This window comes from Alphaproteobacteria bacterium endosymbiont of Tiliacea citrago (genome assembly GCF_964031065.1).
GTDB lineage: Bacteria > Pseudomonadota > Alphaproteobacteria > CAJXXZ01 > DAHXLG01.
Map to the genome: position 1 here is coordinate 398,175 of NZ_OZ034995.1, position 14,395 is coordinate 412,569.

Annotated in this window: 19 protein-coding genes, 2 tRNA genes and 1 other RNA gene; 13 read left to right on the plus strand and 9 right to left on the minus strand. The window is 27.2% G+C overall.

Going from position 1 to position 14,395, the window contains the following annotated elements; translation table 11 throughout:
- Nucleotides 1-40: 40 nt before the first annotated feature.
- From AAHM83_RS02165 to AAHM83_RS02190, 6 genes are all read right to left on the minus strand, one after another.
- Nucleotides 41-607, minus strand: a complete 567-nt coding sequence (locus AAHM83_RS02165; RefSeq protein ID WP_342261857.1) for a hypothetical protein — start codon at nucleotides 605-607, stop codon at nucleotides 41-43.
- A 98-nt stretch (nucleotides 608-705) separates the two neighbouring features.
- On the minus strand, nucleotides 706-2,091 hold the full coding sequence (locus AAHM83_RS02170) for a magnesium transporter (protein ID WP_342261858.1): 1,386 nt from the start codon (nucleotides 2,089-2,091) through the stop codon (nucleotides 706-708).
- A 240-nt stretch (nucleotides 2,092-2,331) separates the two neighbouring features.
- Nucleotides 2,332-2,772: a hypothetical protein gene (locus tag AAHM83_RS02175; protein WP_342261859.1), complete on the minus strand. Its 441-nt coding sequence runs from the start codon at nucleotides 2,770-2,772 to the stop codon at nucleotides 2,332-2,334.
- 47 nt (nucleotides 2,773-2,819) lie between these two features.
- Complete coding sequence (locus AAHM83_RS02180) at nucleotides 2,820-3,101, minus strand: hypothetical protein (protein WP_342261860.1); 282 nt, start codon at nucleotides 3,099-3,101, stop codon at nucleotides 2,820-2,822.
- A 637-nt stretch (nucleotides 3,102-3,738) separates the two neighbouring features.
- Nucleotides 3,739-4,077: a hypothetical protein gene (locus tag AAHM83_RS02185; protein ID WP_342261861.1), complete on the minus strand. Its 339-nt coding sequence runs from the start codon at nucleotides 4,075-4,077 to the stop codon at nucleotides 3,739-3,741.
- A gap of 171 nt (nucleotides 4,078-4,248) precedes the next feature.
- Nucleotides 4,249-4,333, minus strand: a tRNA-Leu gene (locus AAHM83_RS02190).
- Between the two features lie 152 nt (nucleotides 4,334-4,485).
- On the opposite strand from AAHM83_RS02190, the gene AAHM83_RS02195 reads away from it, so the two are divergent.
- The 3 genes from AAHM83_RS02195 (at nucleotide 4,486) to AAHM83_RS02205 (ending at nucleotide 6,441) form a co-directional block, all read left to right on the plus strand.
- Nucleotides 4,486-5,067: an elongation factor P gene (locus tag AAHM83_RS02195; RefSeq protein WP_342261862.1), complete on the plus strand. Its 582-nt coding sequence runs from the start codon at nucleotides 4,486-4,488 to the stop codon at nucleotides 5,065-5,067.
- Nucleotides 5,030-5,656 (plus strand): hypothetical protein, encoded by a 627-nt coding sequence (locus AAHM83_RS02200; protein WP_342261863.1) that lies wholly within the window; start codon nucleotides 5,030-5,032, stop codon nucleotides 5,654-5,656. The genes AAHM83_RS02195 and AAHM83_RS02200 overlap by 38 nt, the downstream gene beginning before the upstream one ends.
- 71 nt (nucleotides 5,657-5,727) lie before the next feature.
- Nucleotides 5,728-6,441 (plus strand): response regulator transcription factor, encoded by a 714-nt coding sequence (locus tag AAHM83_RS02205; RefSeq protein WP_342261864.1) that lies wholly within the window; start codon nucleotides 5,728-5,730, stop codon nucleotides 6,439-6,441.
- 5 nt (nucleotides 6,442-6,446) lie between these two features.
- Here AAHM83_RS02205 and AAHM83_RS02210 read toward each other — a convergent pair whose 3' ends face one another.
- Nucleotides 6,447-6,881 carry a TrmH family RNA methyltransferase gene (locus AAHM83_RS02210; RefSeq protein ID WP_342261865.1) on the minus strand — a complete coding sequence of 145 codons (435 nt, stop codon included), beginning with the start codon at nucleotides 6,879-6,881 and terminating at the stop codon, nucleotides 6,447-6,449.
- A gap of 81 nt (nucleotides 6,882-6,962) precedes the next feature.
- Between AAHM83_RS02210 and AAHM83_RS02215 the strand changes: the two genes are divergently transcribed.
- Nucleotides 6,963-7,391, plus strand: coding sequence for a hypothetical protein (locus AAHM83_RS02215; protein ID WP_342261866.1), 429 nt, complete (start codon nucleotides 6,963-6,965; stop codon nucleotides 7,389-7,391).
- A 2-nt stretch (nucleotides 7,392-7,393) separates the two neighbouring features.
- Here AAHM83_RS02215 and AAHM83_RS02220 read toward each other — a convergent pair whose 3' ends face one another.
- Entirely contained in the window at nucleotides 7,394-8,113 is a 720-nt protein-coding gene (locus AAHM83_RS02220) for a Bax inhibitor-1 family protein (protein ID WP_342261867.1), read from the minus strand.
- Nucleotides 8,114-8,233: 120 nt separating this feature from the next.
- On the opposite strand from AAHM83_RS02220, the gene AAHM83_RS02225 reads away from it, so the two are divergent.
- From AAHM83_RS02225 to AAHM83_RS02240, 4 genes are all read left to right on the plus strand, one after another.
- A complete protein-coding gene (locus tag AAHM83_RS02225; protein ID WP_342261868.1) occupies nucleotides 8,234-9,145 on the plus strand; it encodes a tyrosine-type recombinase/integrase in 912 nt (303 codons plus the stop codon).
- Nucleotides 9,146-9,196: 51 nt separating this feature from the next.
- Nucleotides 9,197-9,277: transfer RNA gene (locus AAHM83_RS02230), tRNA-Leu, on the plus strand.
- Between the two features lie 129 nt (nucleotides 9,278-9,406).
- Nucleotides 9,407-10,090 carry an OmpA family protein gene (locus tag AAHM83_RS02235; protein WP_342261869.1) on the plus strand — a complete coding sequence of 228 codons (684 nt, stop codon included), beginning with the start codon at nucleotides 9,407-9,409 and terminating at the stop codon, nucleotides 10,088-10,090.
- A gap of 20 nt (nucleotides 10,091-10,110) precedes the next feature.
- The gene (locus AAHM83_RS02240) at nucleotides 10,111-10,755 is read left to right on the plus strand and encodes a CDC27 family protein (protein ID WP_342261870.1); all 645 of its coding nucleotides are present in this window, start codon (nucleotides 10,111-10,113) and stop codon (nucleotides 10,753-10,755) included.
- 1 nt (nucleotide 10,756) lies between these two features.
- Here the strand turns inward: AAHM83_RS02240 and rpmF are convergent, their stop codons facing one another.
- On the minus strand, nucleotides 10,757-10,942 hold the full coding sequence (gene rpmF, locus AAHM83_RS02245) for a 50S ribosomal protein L32 (RefSeq protein WP_342261871.1): 186 nt from the start codon (nucleotides 10,940-10,942) through the stop codon (nucleotides 10,757-10,759).
- 50 nt (nucleotides 10,943-10,992) lie between these two features.
- Here rpmF and AAHM83_RS02250 point away from each other — a divergent pair, with 50 nt between their 5' ends.
- The 5 genes from AAHM83_RS02250 (at nucleotide 10,993) to AAHM83_RS02270 (ending at nucleotide 14,391) form a co-directional block, all read left to right on the plus strand.
- Nucleotides 10,993-11,634, plus strand: coding sequence for a hypothetical protein (locus AAHM83_RS02250; protein WP_342261872.1), 642 nt, complete (start codon nucleotides 10,993-10,995; stop codon nucleotides 11,632-11,634).
- A gap of 71 nt (nucleotides 11,635-11,705) precedes the next feature.
- A complete protein-coding gene (locus AAHM83_RS02255) occupies nucleotides 11,706-12,053 on the plus strand; it encodes a hypothetical protein (protein WP_342261873.1) in 348 nt (115 codons plus the stop codon).
- Between the two features lie 72 nt (nucleotides 12,054-12,125).
- Entirely contained in the window at nucleotides 12,126-13,196 is a 1,071-nt protein-coding gene (gene dprA, locus AAHM83_RS02260) for a DNA-processing protein DprA (RefSeq protein WP_342261874.1), read from the plus strand.
- 43 nt (nucleotides 13,197-13,239) lie between these two features.
- Nucleotides 13,240-13,575, plus strand: a transfer-messenger RNA (tmRNA) gene (gene ssrA / locus AAHM83_RS02265).
- A gap of 21 nt (nucleotides 13,576-13,596) precedes the next feature.
- Nucleotides 13,597-14,391 (plus strand): HemK/PrmC family methyltransferase, encoded by a 795-nt coding sequence (locus AAHM83_RS02270; RefSeq protein WP_342261875.1) that lies wholly within the window; start codon nucleotides 13,597-13,599, stop codon nucleotides 14,389-14,391.
- Nucleotides 14,392-14,395 lie beyond the last annotated feature (4 nt).

Consider the following 14,395-nt stretch of genomic DNA (forward strand, 5'->3'; position numbering starts at 1 on the left):
GTTTAAATAAAAATTTTGGTTTTTTTTAATTTTAAGCAATTTAATCAAAATTCAAAACATAATTTTCTCTATTTTCACCAAATATAATATTTATCAAACGAAAAGGGTTAATTTGATAACATATAATAAAAAAAGATTTGTTTGTTTTAAACTCTGTATAAGCGATATTGTCGATTTGAATTTCATTGTCAAGAGGCATAGCTTCATCCCATCTTTCAATTGGTAAAGCTAATACTTTTAAAAATCCACTGCATTTATATTTTTTTTCTGTTTTGTAATTTTTTTTTCTAACAATAACTTCATTATTTCTAACAATAAAAGTTTCATCTTTATAACAAAAAATCCATTCGTTTTTGTTTAAATCCCATTCAAGATAGCCTTCAGATATTTTTTCTTTTTTATGGTTAGTCATAGTGAACTTTTTGCGTCCTTTAGAACAAGATCTCCAGCTTTTAATAAGAATTTGAAATTCTTTATGTGAAAAATTTTGAGTAGATGAATTTTGTTCTGATTTTTTAGTAGATAAGTTTTTTGCTGCTGAATTTAAGGCAGTTTTCTTTATACCAAATAAAAAACAAAAAATAAAAAATAGAAAATAATATTTCATAAATAGAGTGTAATGCTTTTTTTTATAAAACAAAATAATTAATTGAAAAAAAATTTATTTGTTGAATTAAAGCATGAATGTTTGGCTTTTAAGAAAAATTAAATAATCATATTGTGAAGAAATTTAGAAATTAAGATAAAAGAGCAAATAGACATTGTATCAGTAATAGAAGTCAACATAGCACCAGATCCCAAACCAGGATCAACATCAAGTTTAAACAAAATGAATGGCAACATAACCCCAACTAAGCTGCTCAAACATAAGCTAATTACTAAAGAAATATCAAAAATTAAAATAGTTAAAGCAGGGTAGCTTAATTGATAAAAAGCGAAAGATAATAAAAAAGAGAAGCCAATAGAAACAATAGCAGCAACACAAAGTTCCTTGAAAATAGTTTGTTTTATGTTTAACTCAACTAATTTTCTATTATTTAAAGCGTTAACAATAATGGTAATAACCTGAACGCCGAAAGATCCACAAATACTAGTAACAACAGTAGCAGTAGCAAGTAAAGCAGGGTCAATAAATGAGTCCATCAAAACACTAATAAAAAAAGCGATAGTAACTCCAACAATTAACCATCTCATTCTGTTCCAACTGGAAGTAAATAAACTTTCATGGAAATCAGAGCTATCAATACCAGCAGAATACATTAAATTTTCTTCAGCTTCTGCTTGAGCTAAATCAAGAACGGTAGAAATATGAATAACACCAATTAAAGCGTTGTTTTCATCAACGACAGGAGCACAATAAAGATCAAACTGATTAAATGAATAAATAACCTCTTTAACAGGGGTAAGAAAACTAAAAATTACATCAATTTTTTTAATTTTGTTTTCTAAGTTACTATGTTTATCCAATCTAATAATGTCAGTTAAAGAAAGCTCACCAACAGGAGATCCTTTTTTGTCCACTAAAAAAACAGTGTTTAAATATTTAGGAAAATTTTTGGTTGTTTTAATAAAATTTTTAATTTGGCCAATATTCCAATCTTCAGGAACAGAGACAATTCTATGATCCATAATTTTTCCAGCAGAATCATCAGGAAAGTTCATAACCTGTTCAACATTTTTTCTAAAGAAATAGTTAAAAGAAGGCAAAAGAGTTTTAAGTTGTTCAGGAGTTAAATTATCCAAAATTTCAGAAGCCTCAGCTTCTTTAAGTTTAGAAAGCATACCAGCCAGTTTGTGTCCAGCTAAAGTGTTGCAAATTTCTTTTTGAATAGTATCATCCAAATAATTTAAAATTTCAGGATTAAATTGAGTGTCTAAAGACTCAATTAATATTTTTCGCTCTCTTGCCTTCAAAAATTGAAAAATATGAGCACAAAAACCAGGATGATGGTTAACAAAAATAGAAACAAGTTGATTTTTCACGTTTTCGGAAGATTGATCTTCGTTTTCAAGATCAGCAAGAAGATCCTTAACATAAGCAAAAAGTTGCATCAAATTATGTTTTGAATTAGTAGAAACAATTCCAGACATTTAAAACCCATCTCCCAATAAAAGATAAACAATAAAAAACCATGTTTCATTAAAATAATTTATCTTAACTTATATAATAGTATAAAATTTAATAATTTGGAAATAATATAAAAAAAATCCTTGTTTAAAAAAAATTGATCATATTTTAATTATAAATCTAAACAAATTGCTAACAAAGATAAAATTTGTAGAATAATTTGTAAAAAAACATCTTTTTTATTTATAAAATTAAATAAAAAATTAAGAATAGAATAATTTATAAAAACAAGTTCCAAAAAAGATAATGATTGAACCGCAAGCAACACAAATCAAAGTAACAGCAAGTTTATTTCCTTTTTTAGCCTCTCTCACATCAGCACGCAATTCTGTTTCAGTGTGTTTATGGCGATCTTCCATAGTTTTGAGTTGATTATTTAAAAGTTTGACTTCTTCTATTGTATTTTTAGATCTGTTTTCATTTTCCAAAGTCAATCGTCTCAAGTGCAATACATCACTTAAAAGTGCTAAATGAATCTCTTTGTTATGCTCGAAATCAACCTTCGATTTTTCATAAATATCCAATAGCAATCGTGAAAGTGCTGGATTAATTGTTGTGTCTAATTTTTTAAAATCTTCTTTAATCTCATCATGAGATTTAGCAGAATTTAATCCAACCAAACACGATAACCAAAAAATCTTCATATCCAAAATGTAAACCAAAAATATAAATTAGTCAACATCAAATGAACTCAAAGAGTACAACCTTTAAAAAGAATTGGAAGGTTTGGGTTCTTTGTTTCATGATCTGTTAAACGTCTATAGTGTTTTCTATCTTTCAATAGAAGGTATACAGTCTTACCATATTCAAAATAGCTTACACCGTTATTGTATTCAGCTGAGTTTATAGCTATTTTGACATTTTCATCTGCCATCATTTCCCCATTTAAAGTAAACTGTGGCATTTGTTGTTCAATAGGCGCCATCAACCCAAATCCAGCGGATAATAATCCAATTAACAAATATTTCTTCATGTCCTAATTGTAAACAAAAAAACAAAAAAACACTATATCTTTAACGATTTTTTAACATTTTTCACAACTTTTTTTACTATTAACTTAAAAAAAACAATTATCAATTAAATTTATAATATTATGAAAACAAAATAAGCGCTTAATGCAACAAAAATGACGGGCGGGAAACTTCAGATTTACTATGTATTTCCTTTATAGAGACGATTCCTGTTTTTTAATCTTTACAAGGTACCTAGCCCCCAAACTATTCTGCCTTTTGTGCTATCTCTTCGAGTTTGCTCATATTTCTTCAGAAAAGATGCTAGGAGCTCATATCTCTACGCATTACTTACTATGTTCGCTCTATTTTTTGCACGCGATCTTTACTATGTTCTCTCGTAATAGCGCCATTAGGTTATTTTCTACCAAAGTTTCATGTGTCCTTGCCTCATCCTTTTTTGCATTCTCTTCGGGCGCCATCAACCCAAATCCAGCGGATAATAATCCGATTAAAAAACATTTCTTCATATCCCTAATTGTAAACAAAAAAACAAAAAAAAACTCAATATCTTTAACTGTTTTTAGTCGTTCTGTTTGTTTTTTAAATTTAAGAATAGAGCCCTAATTTTTCTTATCAGAACCTTCTTTCTCGGCTTTTTTATATAATTAGAAGGATTAACTCCCCAATTTTTAAGAAGTTTTTTAATCCAGGGCATTTTTTCTCTTCTGTTGTCATAAATCTAATTTTTCCATCTTCTCTTACTAAATATAAATCTAGTTGGTAATAAAATATCCCTTCTTCAAAAAGATGATTGTTAAAATGAATTATATTTAAGGCTCTTTGATATCTTGCATTTTGCTGAATTTCACTACTCGGGCTGAAGTAATCTCCAGATGGAAGAGTTATATAATTTTCATGATCATCAAAAGATCTTTCTGAAAGATTATTATTAGGAGCTAGCAAACAACTTCCAATAAAAAACAAAATTTTACTCATGCTATAATTATACAACAATGAACTATATAAAGATCAAAAAATTCAATAAAAACATTAATTTTTTAGCTGTTTTTTATACGTTTTTTAATCATTTTCGATTATTTTTTAACGTTTTTTGATACGTTTTTAATCACTTTTGATACAAAAATTTAATATATTTAAAACAAAAAATGGTGCGGACGAGAAGAGTCGAACTTCCACGGATAAAATCCACAACGACCTCAACGTTGCGCGTCTACCATTCCGCCACGCCCGCATTAGTATATATAATAATAATTAAAATTAAATTTGAACAGAGTAAACACAATTTAAAAAATTCAATCTTTATTTATATCGAAAAAAGCGAGTAAAAAATTTTTAAATCAAAACAAGGCTGCATTTTTTTTTAAAATTTTATATACTCGTTTTATGAGTATTAGAGGAATGGATCTAGTAATTGGGTCTTGTATTTCATTAAGAGATAAAATATGGAAAGTAGTGTCCAAACAACACGTAAAGCCAGGAAAAGGTGGTGCATATTTACAAGTAGTTCTAAAGTCATTAGATGGAGTTAAGTTAGAACACAGATTTTCCTCGAGTGACACAGTTGACTTGGTGATGATGGAAAAAAAGAAGTTTCAATTTTCATATTTTGAAAAAAAATCCGTTTTTTTAACTGATCTTGAAACTTATGAATCTGTGGAAATCACCGAAAACATGGTTCCTAAAAACACTATGTTCTTACTTAGAAAATTTGCAACTGAGGATATGATTGTTGATGTTGAATATGCAAATGATGTTATTTATGATGTTGTTTTGCCATCAAACGTTAAAGTAAAGGTAGAGTTTGCTGATCCTGTAGTTAAAGGCCAAACGGCTGCGTCTTCTTATAAAAATGCAGTTATTTGTGAGGATATAAATATTGGAGTTCCAACATATTTAGGAACTGGCGATGAAATTATTATTAATCTTTATGGGGAAAAAGGCCTTGAGTTTGTATCAAGAGCCTAGATTAGTAATTTATGATTCAGGAATTGGCGGGGAATCTATTTTTAAAAAGTCTAAAAACTTTTTTAAAAACACTGTTTTTTTTCAAGATCAAGGTAACTTTCCTTATGGGAACAAAGATTTTGAAAGTCTTTCCAAAATTTTTTTATCTAATTTGAAAAAGCTTTCATTAAAGGAAAACGATATTTTAGTTTTGGCTTGTAATACGATTTCTTGTGTATACCTAGATCTTTTAGATCAGTTAAACGCTAATTATAAGGTGCTTTATATATTAGAACATGTTATACAAAGTGTTTTTGAAGATAGAGTTGTTCTTTGCACTAGTTATACATCTAATTTTTTGAATAAATTGAATATAAAAAATTTGGCCATAGATAATTTAGCTTGTTTAATTGAAAAAAAGGATGTTGCAAATATTTTAAAACACTTATTAAACATCGTAATTCACGAAAAAAATGTAATTTATGGGTGCACTCATTATCCAATTATTGAAAACATATTAAAAAAGAAATATTTAAACAAAAATTTTATTAATCCAGAGGAAAAGTTGATTTTGGATATAAAAAAAAACATAGGATTAATAAAATGTTAACTTGTGCAGTCTAACATTAGCTAATAAACGTATGGGTAATTGGATTTTATGAAGAATAGGGAGAAAAAATTGTGAGAGTATTAGTTGTTGAAGATGATAAAATTGCTTCTAACATGATTACAAAGGCTTTGAGAAAAGAGGGGTTTACATGTAATCAAACCGATTTGGCTGAAGATGCATTAAAACTTTCTAAGCTTTCTGATTATGATATTGTTTTATTAGATTTAATGTTACCAGATTCTGATGGCTTTGAAGTTATTAGACGACTTCGTTCTTCTAAAAACGATACTCCAATTGTGGTTTTATCTGCTTTACAAGGGATCAACGATAAGGTTACGGCTTTATCTAAAGGAGCGGATGATTTTTTATGCAAGCCAATTTCAACAATTGAGTTAATCGCTCGCTTGAGAGCTGTGGCTAGAAGAAAAACAGGCTTCTCTAATTCCGTTATAACGGTTGGAGATTTATCCGTGAATTTACAAACAAAATCAGTAACAGTTGCTGGCGCGGCTTTGAAATTAACTAACAAAGAATATTCGATTTTAGAGATTTTAATTTTAAAACAAGGTCATATTTTGAATAAAGAAAGTTTTTTAAGTCATCTTTATGACGAATCTTGCTTGGAGCAGCCTGGCGATAAAATTGTTGATGTTTTTATGTGTAAACTAAGAAAAAAAATTCAACAAGCTCACCCATCTGCTGGCAATTACATAGAAACTGTTTGGGGGAGAGGGTATATGTTGGTAGATCCAGAGACAAAGAGAGAATTATCTTTTAAATTATAAATCTTTTAATAGTTTGAAATTGCATTTGATAATAAGATTGCACTTGATAACGATAGATTTAATGATCTTTCAAAAATAGGAATGTTTAATTTTATATCTGTTTGATTAAAAACCTCTTCTGGTAGTCCTAGACTTTCTTTTCCCATTAAAATTGCGTCGTTTTTTTCATATTTTAATTCTGAATACATGGTTCCATTTTTGCTGGATGTGCTTAAAATTCTTCCTTTGTGTTGTTTTTTAAATTCTTTAAATTCATTAAAAAAAACTATTTCACATTTATCATAATAATCCATTACTGATCTTTTCAATTTTTTTATATCCCAAATAAAGCCACATGGACGTATTATTACTAACTTTGTTTTAAAACAGGCGCATAATCTAATAATAGATCCAACATTATAAGGGATTTCTGGTTCAAACAGCACGAGAAAAGGTTTCATATACTTTATATTAATGTTTTTTTCTTTTTTTAAAAAGTTTTCAATGTTGTTTTTTTTACAAAAAAGCAATATACTCTTTTAATGAAAAATCTTAAATGTTTTGTTTTTTTACTGAATTACAATATTTCCTCAAGTTTTGATTTTATAAATTTTTCTAAGAAAATTGAACAAGACTTATATTTAAAAAAAAACGAATTTCATTTATTGAATAATGAATATAAAAAATTATTGCATGAAAAAAATTATTCACAGCCTGTATTAAGTATAAGTTATGAAAACATTGATTTTTGTGTTACGGATTACGTTCTTTATAAAGATGGCGGTTTGTTTTTTGTTGATTTTTTAACTTATTTAGATTCATCCACATGTTCAGATGAAAAAATGGAAGAAAATGAATTATCTGAATTAATTGTTCGTTTAGGTAATGAATTTTATAATAGACTGATATTAAACTTGAATTCAAAAATAAATAGCTTGAACTCAAAATTTTGTGAGTTTAAAAAAAAATAAAATTATTTATTGTCTTTTTTATAATTTAAAAGAATTAGTATTCTTTGTAATAAAATTACGAAGTTTAAAAACAATAAAACGCTGCCTAATAATGCAATTTTTTTGTTTGATTGCTCAAAATTTTGATAATATACTTTTTTAAGTTGCTGCATATCATAAGCAATAATGAATAAAAAAGCAAAAACAATTCCTATAGATGTAATTCTTAGGTTTATTGCAAAATTTAAAAAACAACCAATTGCTTCAGTTAGAATTATCATAATAATGCCAACGCTAAAAAGTGATCTATACTCTGACAAATCAACTGATGTTGTTGTTCCAATTATGCTGAATATTGCCAACATACTGCCTGAAATTATAAATGATAATAATATTGTTGAAGATTCAGAAAAAACGATAATAAGAGGCGCGAATATTAAGCTTTCTATTGCTATCAAAGAAGCAAGCAAAGGAATAATTATCATCCATTGTTTGTTTTGTGTTAAACTGTTTTCTAAAGCATTCATGACAAATGAAAATATAAAGAAAAAAAATATTAAACTTAAAAAACCTTTGGGATAAAGGAATGCAAACTCATTAAAGTTTTGTGCTATAAAATAGGATAATGAAGTGAAAGCTATTATATTTAGCCCTAAAAAAGTAAAAATATTAGCATAAAATGATTTTAACCCAGAATCATGCGTTGTTCTGAAATCACTTGATGTTTTGAATGGTCCGTTCATAGAAAACTCCTTTCTTTTTTAAGATATCATTTTTTTTTTGCATTAGATATATCTTGATAATAATTTGTTTAAATTATTTTAATTATTTTATAATTTGTTTTTTTTGGATATTATATATTAATGTTTGCCGATTTTCGGAATTTATCTGATTGTTTGCAAAAGGATCTTGTTTGTTTTAAAAGTTGGTTGGAATTTAATAATGCCAGTGAAAACACTATTCTTTCTTATGTTTCTGATTTAAAACACTGTTTTTTAATTAGTGAAAAACAGTCTGTTTTTGATATTGAAAATGCAGCTATTGATGACTGGCGTTTAATTTTTGCAAAATTACAAGATAATGGGTTGTCTCATAAAAGCCAAGAAAGATATTTAGCCGCTGTTAGAGCTTTTTCTAAATATAAAAGAGAAAATGGAAAAATTCTTTCAATTGAAAAGTTAAAGTCTTTTAAGAAAAAAGAAAGTGACCATTTTTCTAATGTGAATATTGAAGATGTGTTTTTGTTTTTGTCTGCTTTTGATAATAATCAAGAAAAAAACTTTATTTCAGCAAGAGATAGGTTTTTAGTTTATTTAATATATTCTGTTGGGTTAAGAATAAATGAAGCTTTAAATTTAAAAACAGAAGATTTTTTTGAGAATTATATAAAAATAAAGGGAAAGGGAAACAAAGTTAGATTTGTTCCTTTTTTTCCTTTTATTAAAGATATGCTGTTTTTATATAAAAAATTATTGCAAGAGTTTTTAAAAAAAGAACTTGAAAGAAAAGATTATATTTTTATTTCTAACACTGGAAAAAAACTGCACGCTTGCTCTGTTGCAAGGCTTTTTAGAACTGTTTGTATAAAATTAAACTTAAAAAACATCTCGCCTCATTCGTTACGTCATGCATGCGCGACTCATTTATTGCAATCTGGTTGTAACTTAAGATCTATTCAATCTTTATTGGGTCATTCTTCATTAGAAACAACTAAGATTTATATTGATGCAGCTATTGAAGATTTAAAAGATGATTTTTTTTCAATTATGGATTAATTTTTTTTTCGTGTTGCTAAAATTTTATTTTAATGTTAACTTTTAAGTAACGCCCGCTTGGTGGAATGGTAGACACATCAGACTTAAAATCTGAAGGCTTCGGCCGTACTGGTTCAAGTCCGGTAGCGGGTAGGGTTTAAATTTTAATTTTTACATAATTTGGTGTTTAATTTTTATAAATTTAATTTTTAATTTTTATTTTTCTGTATTTAGTTTGATTTTTTTTTGTTTTTTTGCTATCTCTCTTTATAAGAGGTATGCATGAAAATATATAATAAATATTTTATCTGTTTGATAGCTTTGTTATTAGTTGGCTGTGGTAAAAAGAAAACTGTAAAAAGTACATCAACAACCACAACATCTGTAGAAAACGAAAATGAAACTGGTTCAAATGAAGTGGAATTCACCGAAAAGTCAGTGTCTTCTGAAGATGAAGAGGCTTCTGTTGTTGCAGCTCATTGTTATAGCGATTTAAATAATAAATTCTATTTTGGTTATGATAAAGATTCTTTAAAGAACTCAGATATAAAAGATTTGGATGAATTGACAGAATGGTTAGTTGCAGATGAAAACAAAAGTGTTCATGTTGTTATTTATGGAAATTGTGACCAAAGAGGTTCCGCTTCATACAACATGGGACTAGGCGCAAGAAGAGCTAATTCTGTTAAGAAATATTTTGTTTCTAAGTGCGTGAGTGCTGATAGAATCAAAGTTATTAGTCTTGGTCAAACAATTTTGGTTGAGGGTGATTCAGAAGAAGCATATGCAAAGAATCGTGTTGCTATTGTTGAAATAGATGGAGAAAATTCTTCTTTAGCTGTTAAAAAAAACAATGTGTCTGCGGCTCCTAAAAATTCTGCTTCAAAAAAAGAAGAAGTAAAAAACTCAGAGGCAAAACCTTCATCTGAATCTGTGGAAGAGGACGAAGACGATGATGATGAGTAATCTTATCTTTTGAGCTTTTTATGAAAAAAATTAAGCATATATTATTATTCTTTATTTTAACTAAGTCTGCATCTGCTAATAATGAAATTGTAGATTCATTAAAAAAGAATCGCGTTAAATATCGCCAAGCTTTATCTTTGTTAAAGCAGGCTTATAAACTTTTAGCAGAACTAGAACTTGAGTTAACTGTTGATTCATCTGACTTTTTTAAAGCTTTAGAATATTTTGAGTTAGGTCAATATAATAAATGTATACCTATTTTAAAATCTTTAATAAAAAACAATCAATGTAAACTTGAAGCTATGTTTTTGTTGGCTGAATCTTTAGTTGCTTTAAAAAAAATAGATGAAGCTTGCGTTTTATATAATTCTATTATTAATATTACTCCTGATTTTTTGGATGAAAAAACAATTAAAATTATTAAATATAGCTATTTACAATTGATACATCATATAGGTTTAGATGGAGCAAGAAAAGATGTCGTGGCTATAATTAAAAAATATATTAAACAATTTCCAAAAGAAAGAACGAATCAAAAAATTGAATTTTTGTGCAGACATTATAATTGTTCTACTGTTCTGGTTGAAAACGAAGAAAACACAGATGATTCTGATTCAGATGATTCTAATAACGATTTAAAAGTAAAAAGATTTAAAAAAAGATAGTTTAATCTACAACTTTAGGTTGTATAATAAGCTTTCCTTTATAATGTCCGCAAGTTTTACATATTTTATGTGGTAATTTATAAGATTGACAATTTTCACACTTAACAATATTAGGTAAAACGATTTTATCATGAGCTCTGCTTCTTTTTCTTCTAGTTAAAGATTTTCTTTTTTTAGGTGTAGCCATGTTTGAATTTCCTTTACTTTCAACATATCATATTGTATTAATTAAATCAAATGTATCCAAATTTATCGTGTTTAACCATTAAAGGAGAAAATATTTTTAATTTTATAAACAAATTATCTGCTTCTGATATAGAAAAAAAATGCTCTTATATTTTCTTTTTAAATGAAAATGCAAGATATCTTGGAGATTGTTTTTTTATTGATTCCTTAAATGTTTTGATTTCTACTGAAAAAATTTTAATTGGTTTGAAAAATTATTTTGAACGAATGGATATAAGAAAAAAATTTAAATTTGAGTTTGATAAGCGTGCTGTCTGGTATAGTTTTCAATCTGAAATTAGTGAATTTTGTTTTGATGATCATAGATTGGATGGAAAAATATACTTAAATTTAAATTCAAATTTTATGACTTGCGAAAATGATAAAGAATTATATTATCAAAATAGACTAAATAATAAATTGGCAGAATTTGAAGATTTTGAGTTTGAAAAAAGTTTAATAATAAATTACGGATCAGTATCTCGTTTTATTTCAAAAAGTAAAGGTTGTTATCCAGGACAAGAAATTGTTGCTAGATATGGTTTTGAATCTGCAAAAAAGACTGTTGATGTTGTTGAAAAAATAGATGAAACTGTTTTAAAAATATTTTTTGAAAAAAACGGAAAATATTTGGTTTATAAAAAATTAGTTTAAGTGAGGGGCGTTTATTATGTTTTCTTTTGAAATTAATAGACTGTTAATGTTTTGTTATCATAATATTAAACATGTCTTTATTTACAAAGATTTTGAGTTTAAAAGAAAAAAATGTTATTGAATCAATAATTGAAAATTTGCAAGTTTTATTTTCAAACAGAACAGATGAATATTGGTCTTATGATAATAATAGTCAATCTATTGTTGCTTTACATGATATTTTTAAATTAGATAAATTTTCTGAAGATTTTCTTTATAAATTATCTTGTGGAATTGAATTATGGGATCCACGAATTAAAAGATCGGTTTGTTCTTGGTCATTTAATTTAGAAGATCCTATTTTAAACATTCAATGCATCTTAAAAGATAATCCAATAGATATTCAATGTTTGTCGATTCCTTTAAAAGATTTGAAATAATATTTTTTTCATTAAAACTAGACAATCTTCATTTCTCTTTTTTTTAAAATTTAATTTTGTTTAAATATTATTATGCTTTCAGAAGAAAAAATTGCTCAATTAAGGCTTTTAAAAACACCTAAAATTGGAAGGGTTACTTTTTTTCATTTATTAAAAACTTTTAAAACAGCTATAGAGGCAATTTATGGTTTAAATGATTACTTGAAGCAAATTGGCAAAAAAACTCAATATTCTATTAGCTCCAAGGAAAGCGTTTTAACTTTTATTGATAATTGCCAAAAATCTAACGTTAAATTAATTTTTTTTTCTGATGATCAATATCCAAAAGAATTTTTGATGGCTTCTGATTATCCTCCTATCTTATATTGTAAGGGTAATGTTAATTTATTAAATAACGAATGTTTGGCTGTTGTTGGTTCTCGTTCAGCTTCTTTACAGGGAATATCTTTTACAAAAAAATTAATTAAAGATTTGAATAATATCACGATTGTTTCTGGCTTTGCTAAGGGAATAGATACAGCTGCTCATGAGGCCTCTTTATCTTTTGGTACTATTGCTGTTTTAGGTTCTGGAATTAATATTATTTATCCAGAAGAAAATAAAATTCTTTATTCTAAAATTTTAGAACAGAATGGTTTGATAGTTTCTGAAATTGGCTTAAACGATTCTCCAAAACCTAATTTTTTTGCATATAGAAACAGATTGATTTCTGGTATTGCAAAGGGGGTTTTAGTTGTTGAAGCTGCTATAAATTCTGGTTCTTTAATCACTGCAAAATACGCTTTAGAACAAGGTAAAAATATTTTTGCTGTTCCTGGTCACCCTTTTGATATTCGTTCATATGGCACAAATTATTTGATTAAAAACGGAGCTATATTAGTTAGAAATTCAGATGATATATTATCAGAATTTAATAATTATTCTAATAATACGAACTTTAATGGTATGTTTTCAGTTGCAGAAGAAAATTTAGATGAGGTTAAGAATTATATTTTAACTAATTTAAGGTGCGATGTTTCAATTAGCATTTCAGAAATAATTGCTTTATCAAATTATTCTGTTGCATCTATCAACGCTGCTTTAGCAGAGCTTGAACTTTGTGACTTGGTCAGTATTCAATATAATTTGGTGCAAAAGTTTTAAGAGTTTTTTTTAGCTGGCATAAAAATTTTTATTTACTTCGAAATTAATTTGATCTACGTAATTTTTGTGTTATAATAACTGGTGCCTTTAACTAAAGGATATGGTAATAAACCAAAATTAAAATAGGCATTGTGGACTCGGGGGCGGTACCCGACATCTCCACCAAATGGGGATGAAATAGGTTCGACATGATGTAATAAAAAATTTTATTTACCCAGATGTTATTCGACTGTAACAGAATAAAAAAAATAAATGCAAATAATGCAAAACAAGCTCGTCCTCAACAGACAGTTCGTAGGCCTTCTCAAACAAGAAGATCTTCTAATCGAGTAGAGCGAGCTTAAAATTAAAGGTTTGGGGAGTCCTGTAAAACTCCCTTTTTTCATCAATTTGTGTGTAATTGAATTTTAATGTACATTTAATAAATATGAAATTAGGAGAGTGGATTGATTCGAACTTGTTGTTTTTTTCGAAAAAAGAGCTTGATTATTTAATTAAGGGTTTATGTGATGTTCATTTTATTGATTTAACTTTAGAATTAAAACCACAAGCATTAATTTGTTTAAACACGTGTTTAAATAGGCGAAAAACAGGTGAGCCTTTATCTAAAATTTTGCAAATAAAACCTTTCTGGAAATATTTTTTTAAAACAAACAGTTTTACGTTAGATCCAAGGCCAGAAACAGAATTTTTATTAGAAAAAGTTAATGTAAAAACAAGAAGTGTTTTAGAGTTGGGTGTTGGTACTGGGTGTATTATTTTATCAATTTTGAAAGATTTCAAAAAAGCAAAAGGAACTGGTGTTGATATTTCTCTTGAAGCATTAAAAATTGCTGAAGAAAACGCGAATTTGTTAAGCGTTCAAAATAAGGTTAAATTAATTCAAAATGATTGGGCGAATAATATTAAAGGTGATTTTGATTTGGTTATTGCTAATCCTCCTTATGTTTCAAAAGAGTTTAGTTTATCTTTAGAGACTTTAAATGATCCTGAAATTGCATTGTTTGGAGATATTCAAACTTATAAAAATTTATTAAATTCCTTGAAGGATATAAGGTTTAAACAGTTATTGTTAGAGGTTCCGGATTATTTAACTGCAGAAACGGAAGATTTTATAATATCGCTTTATAAAACAAATGTTAGTATTTATTCAATTTATGATAGTGGGATTAATTGCCTGGAAGTTCTTTTATAGTTGA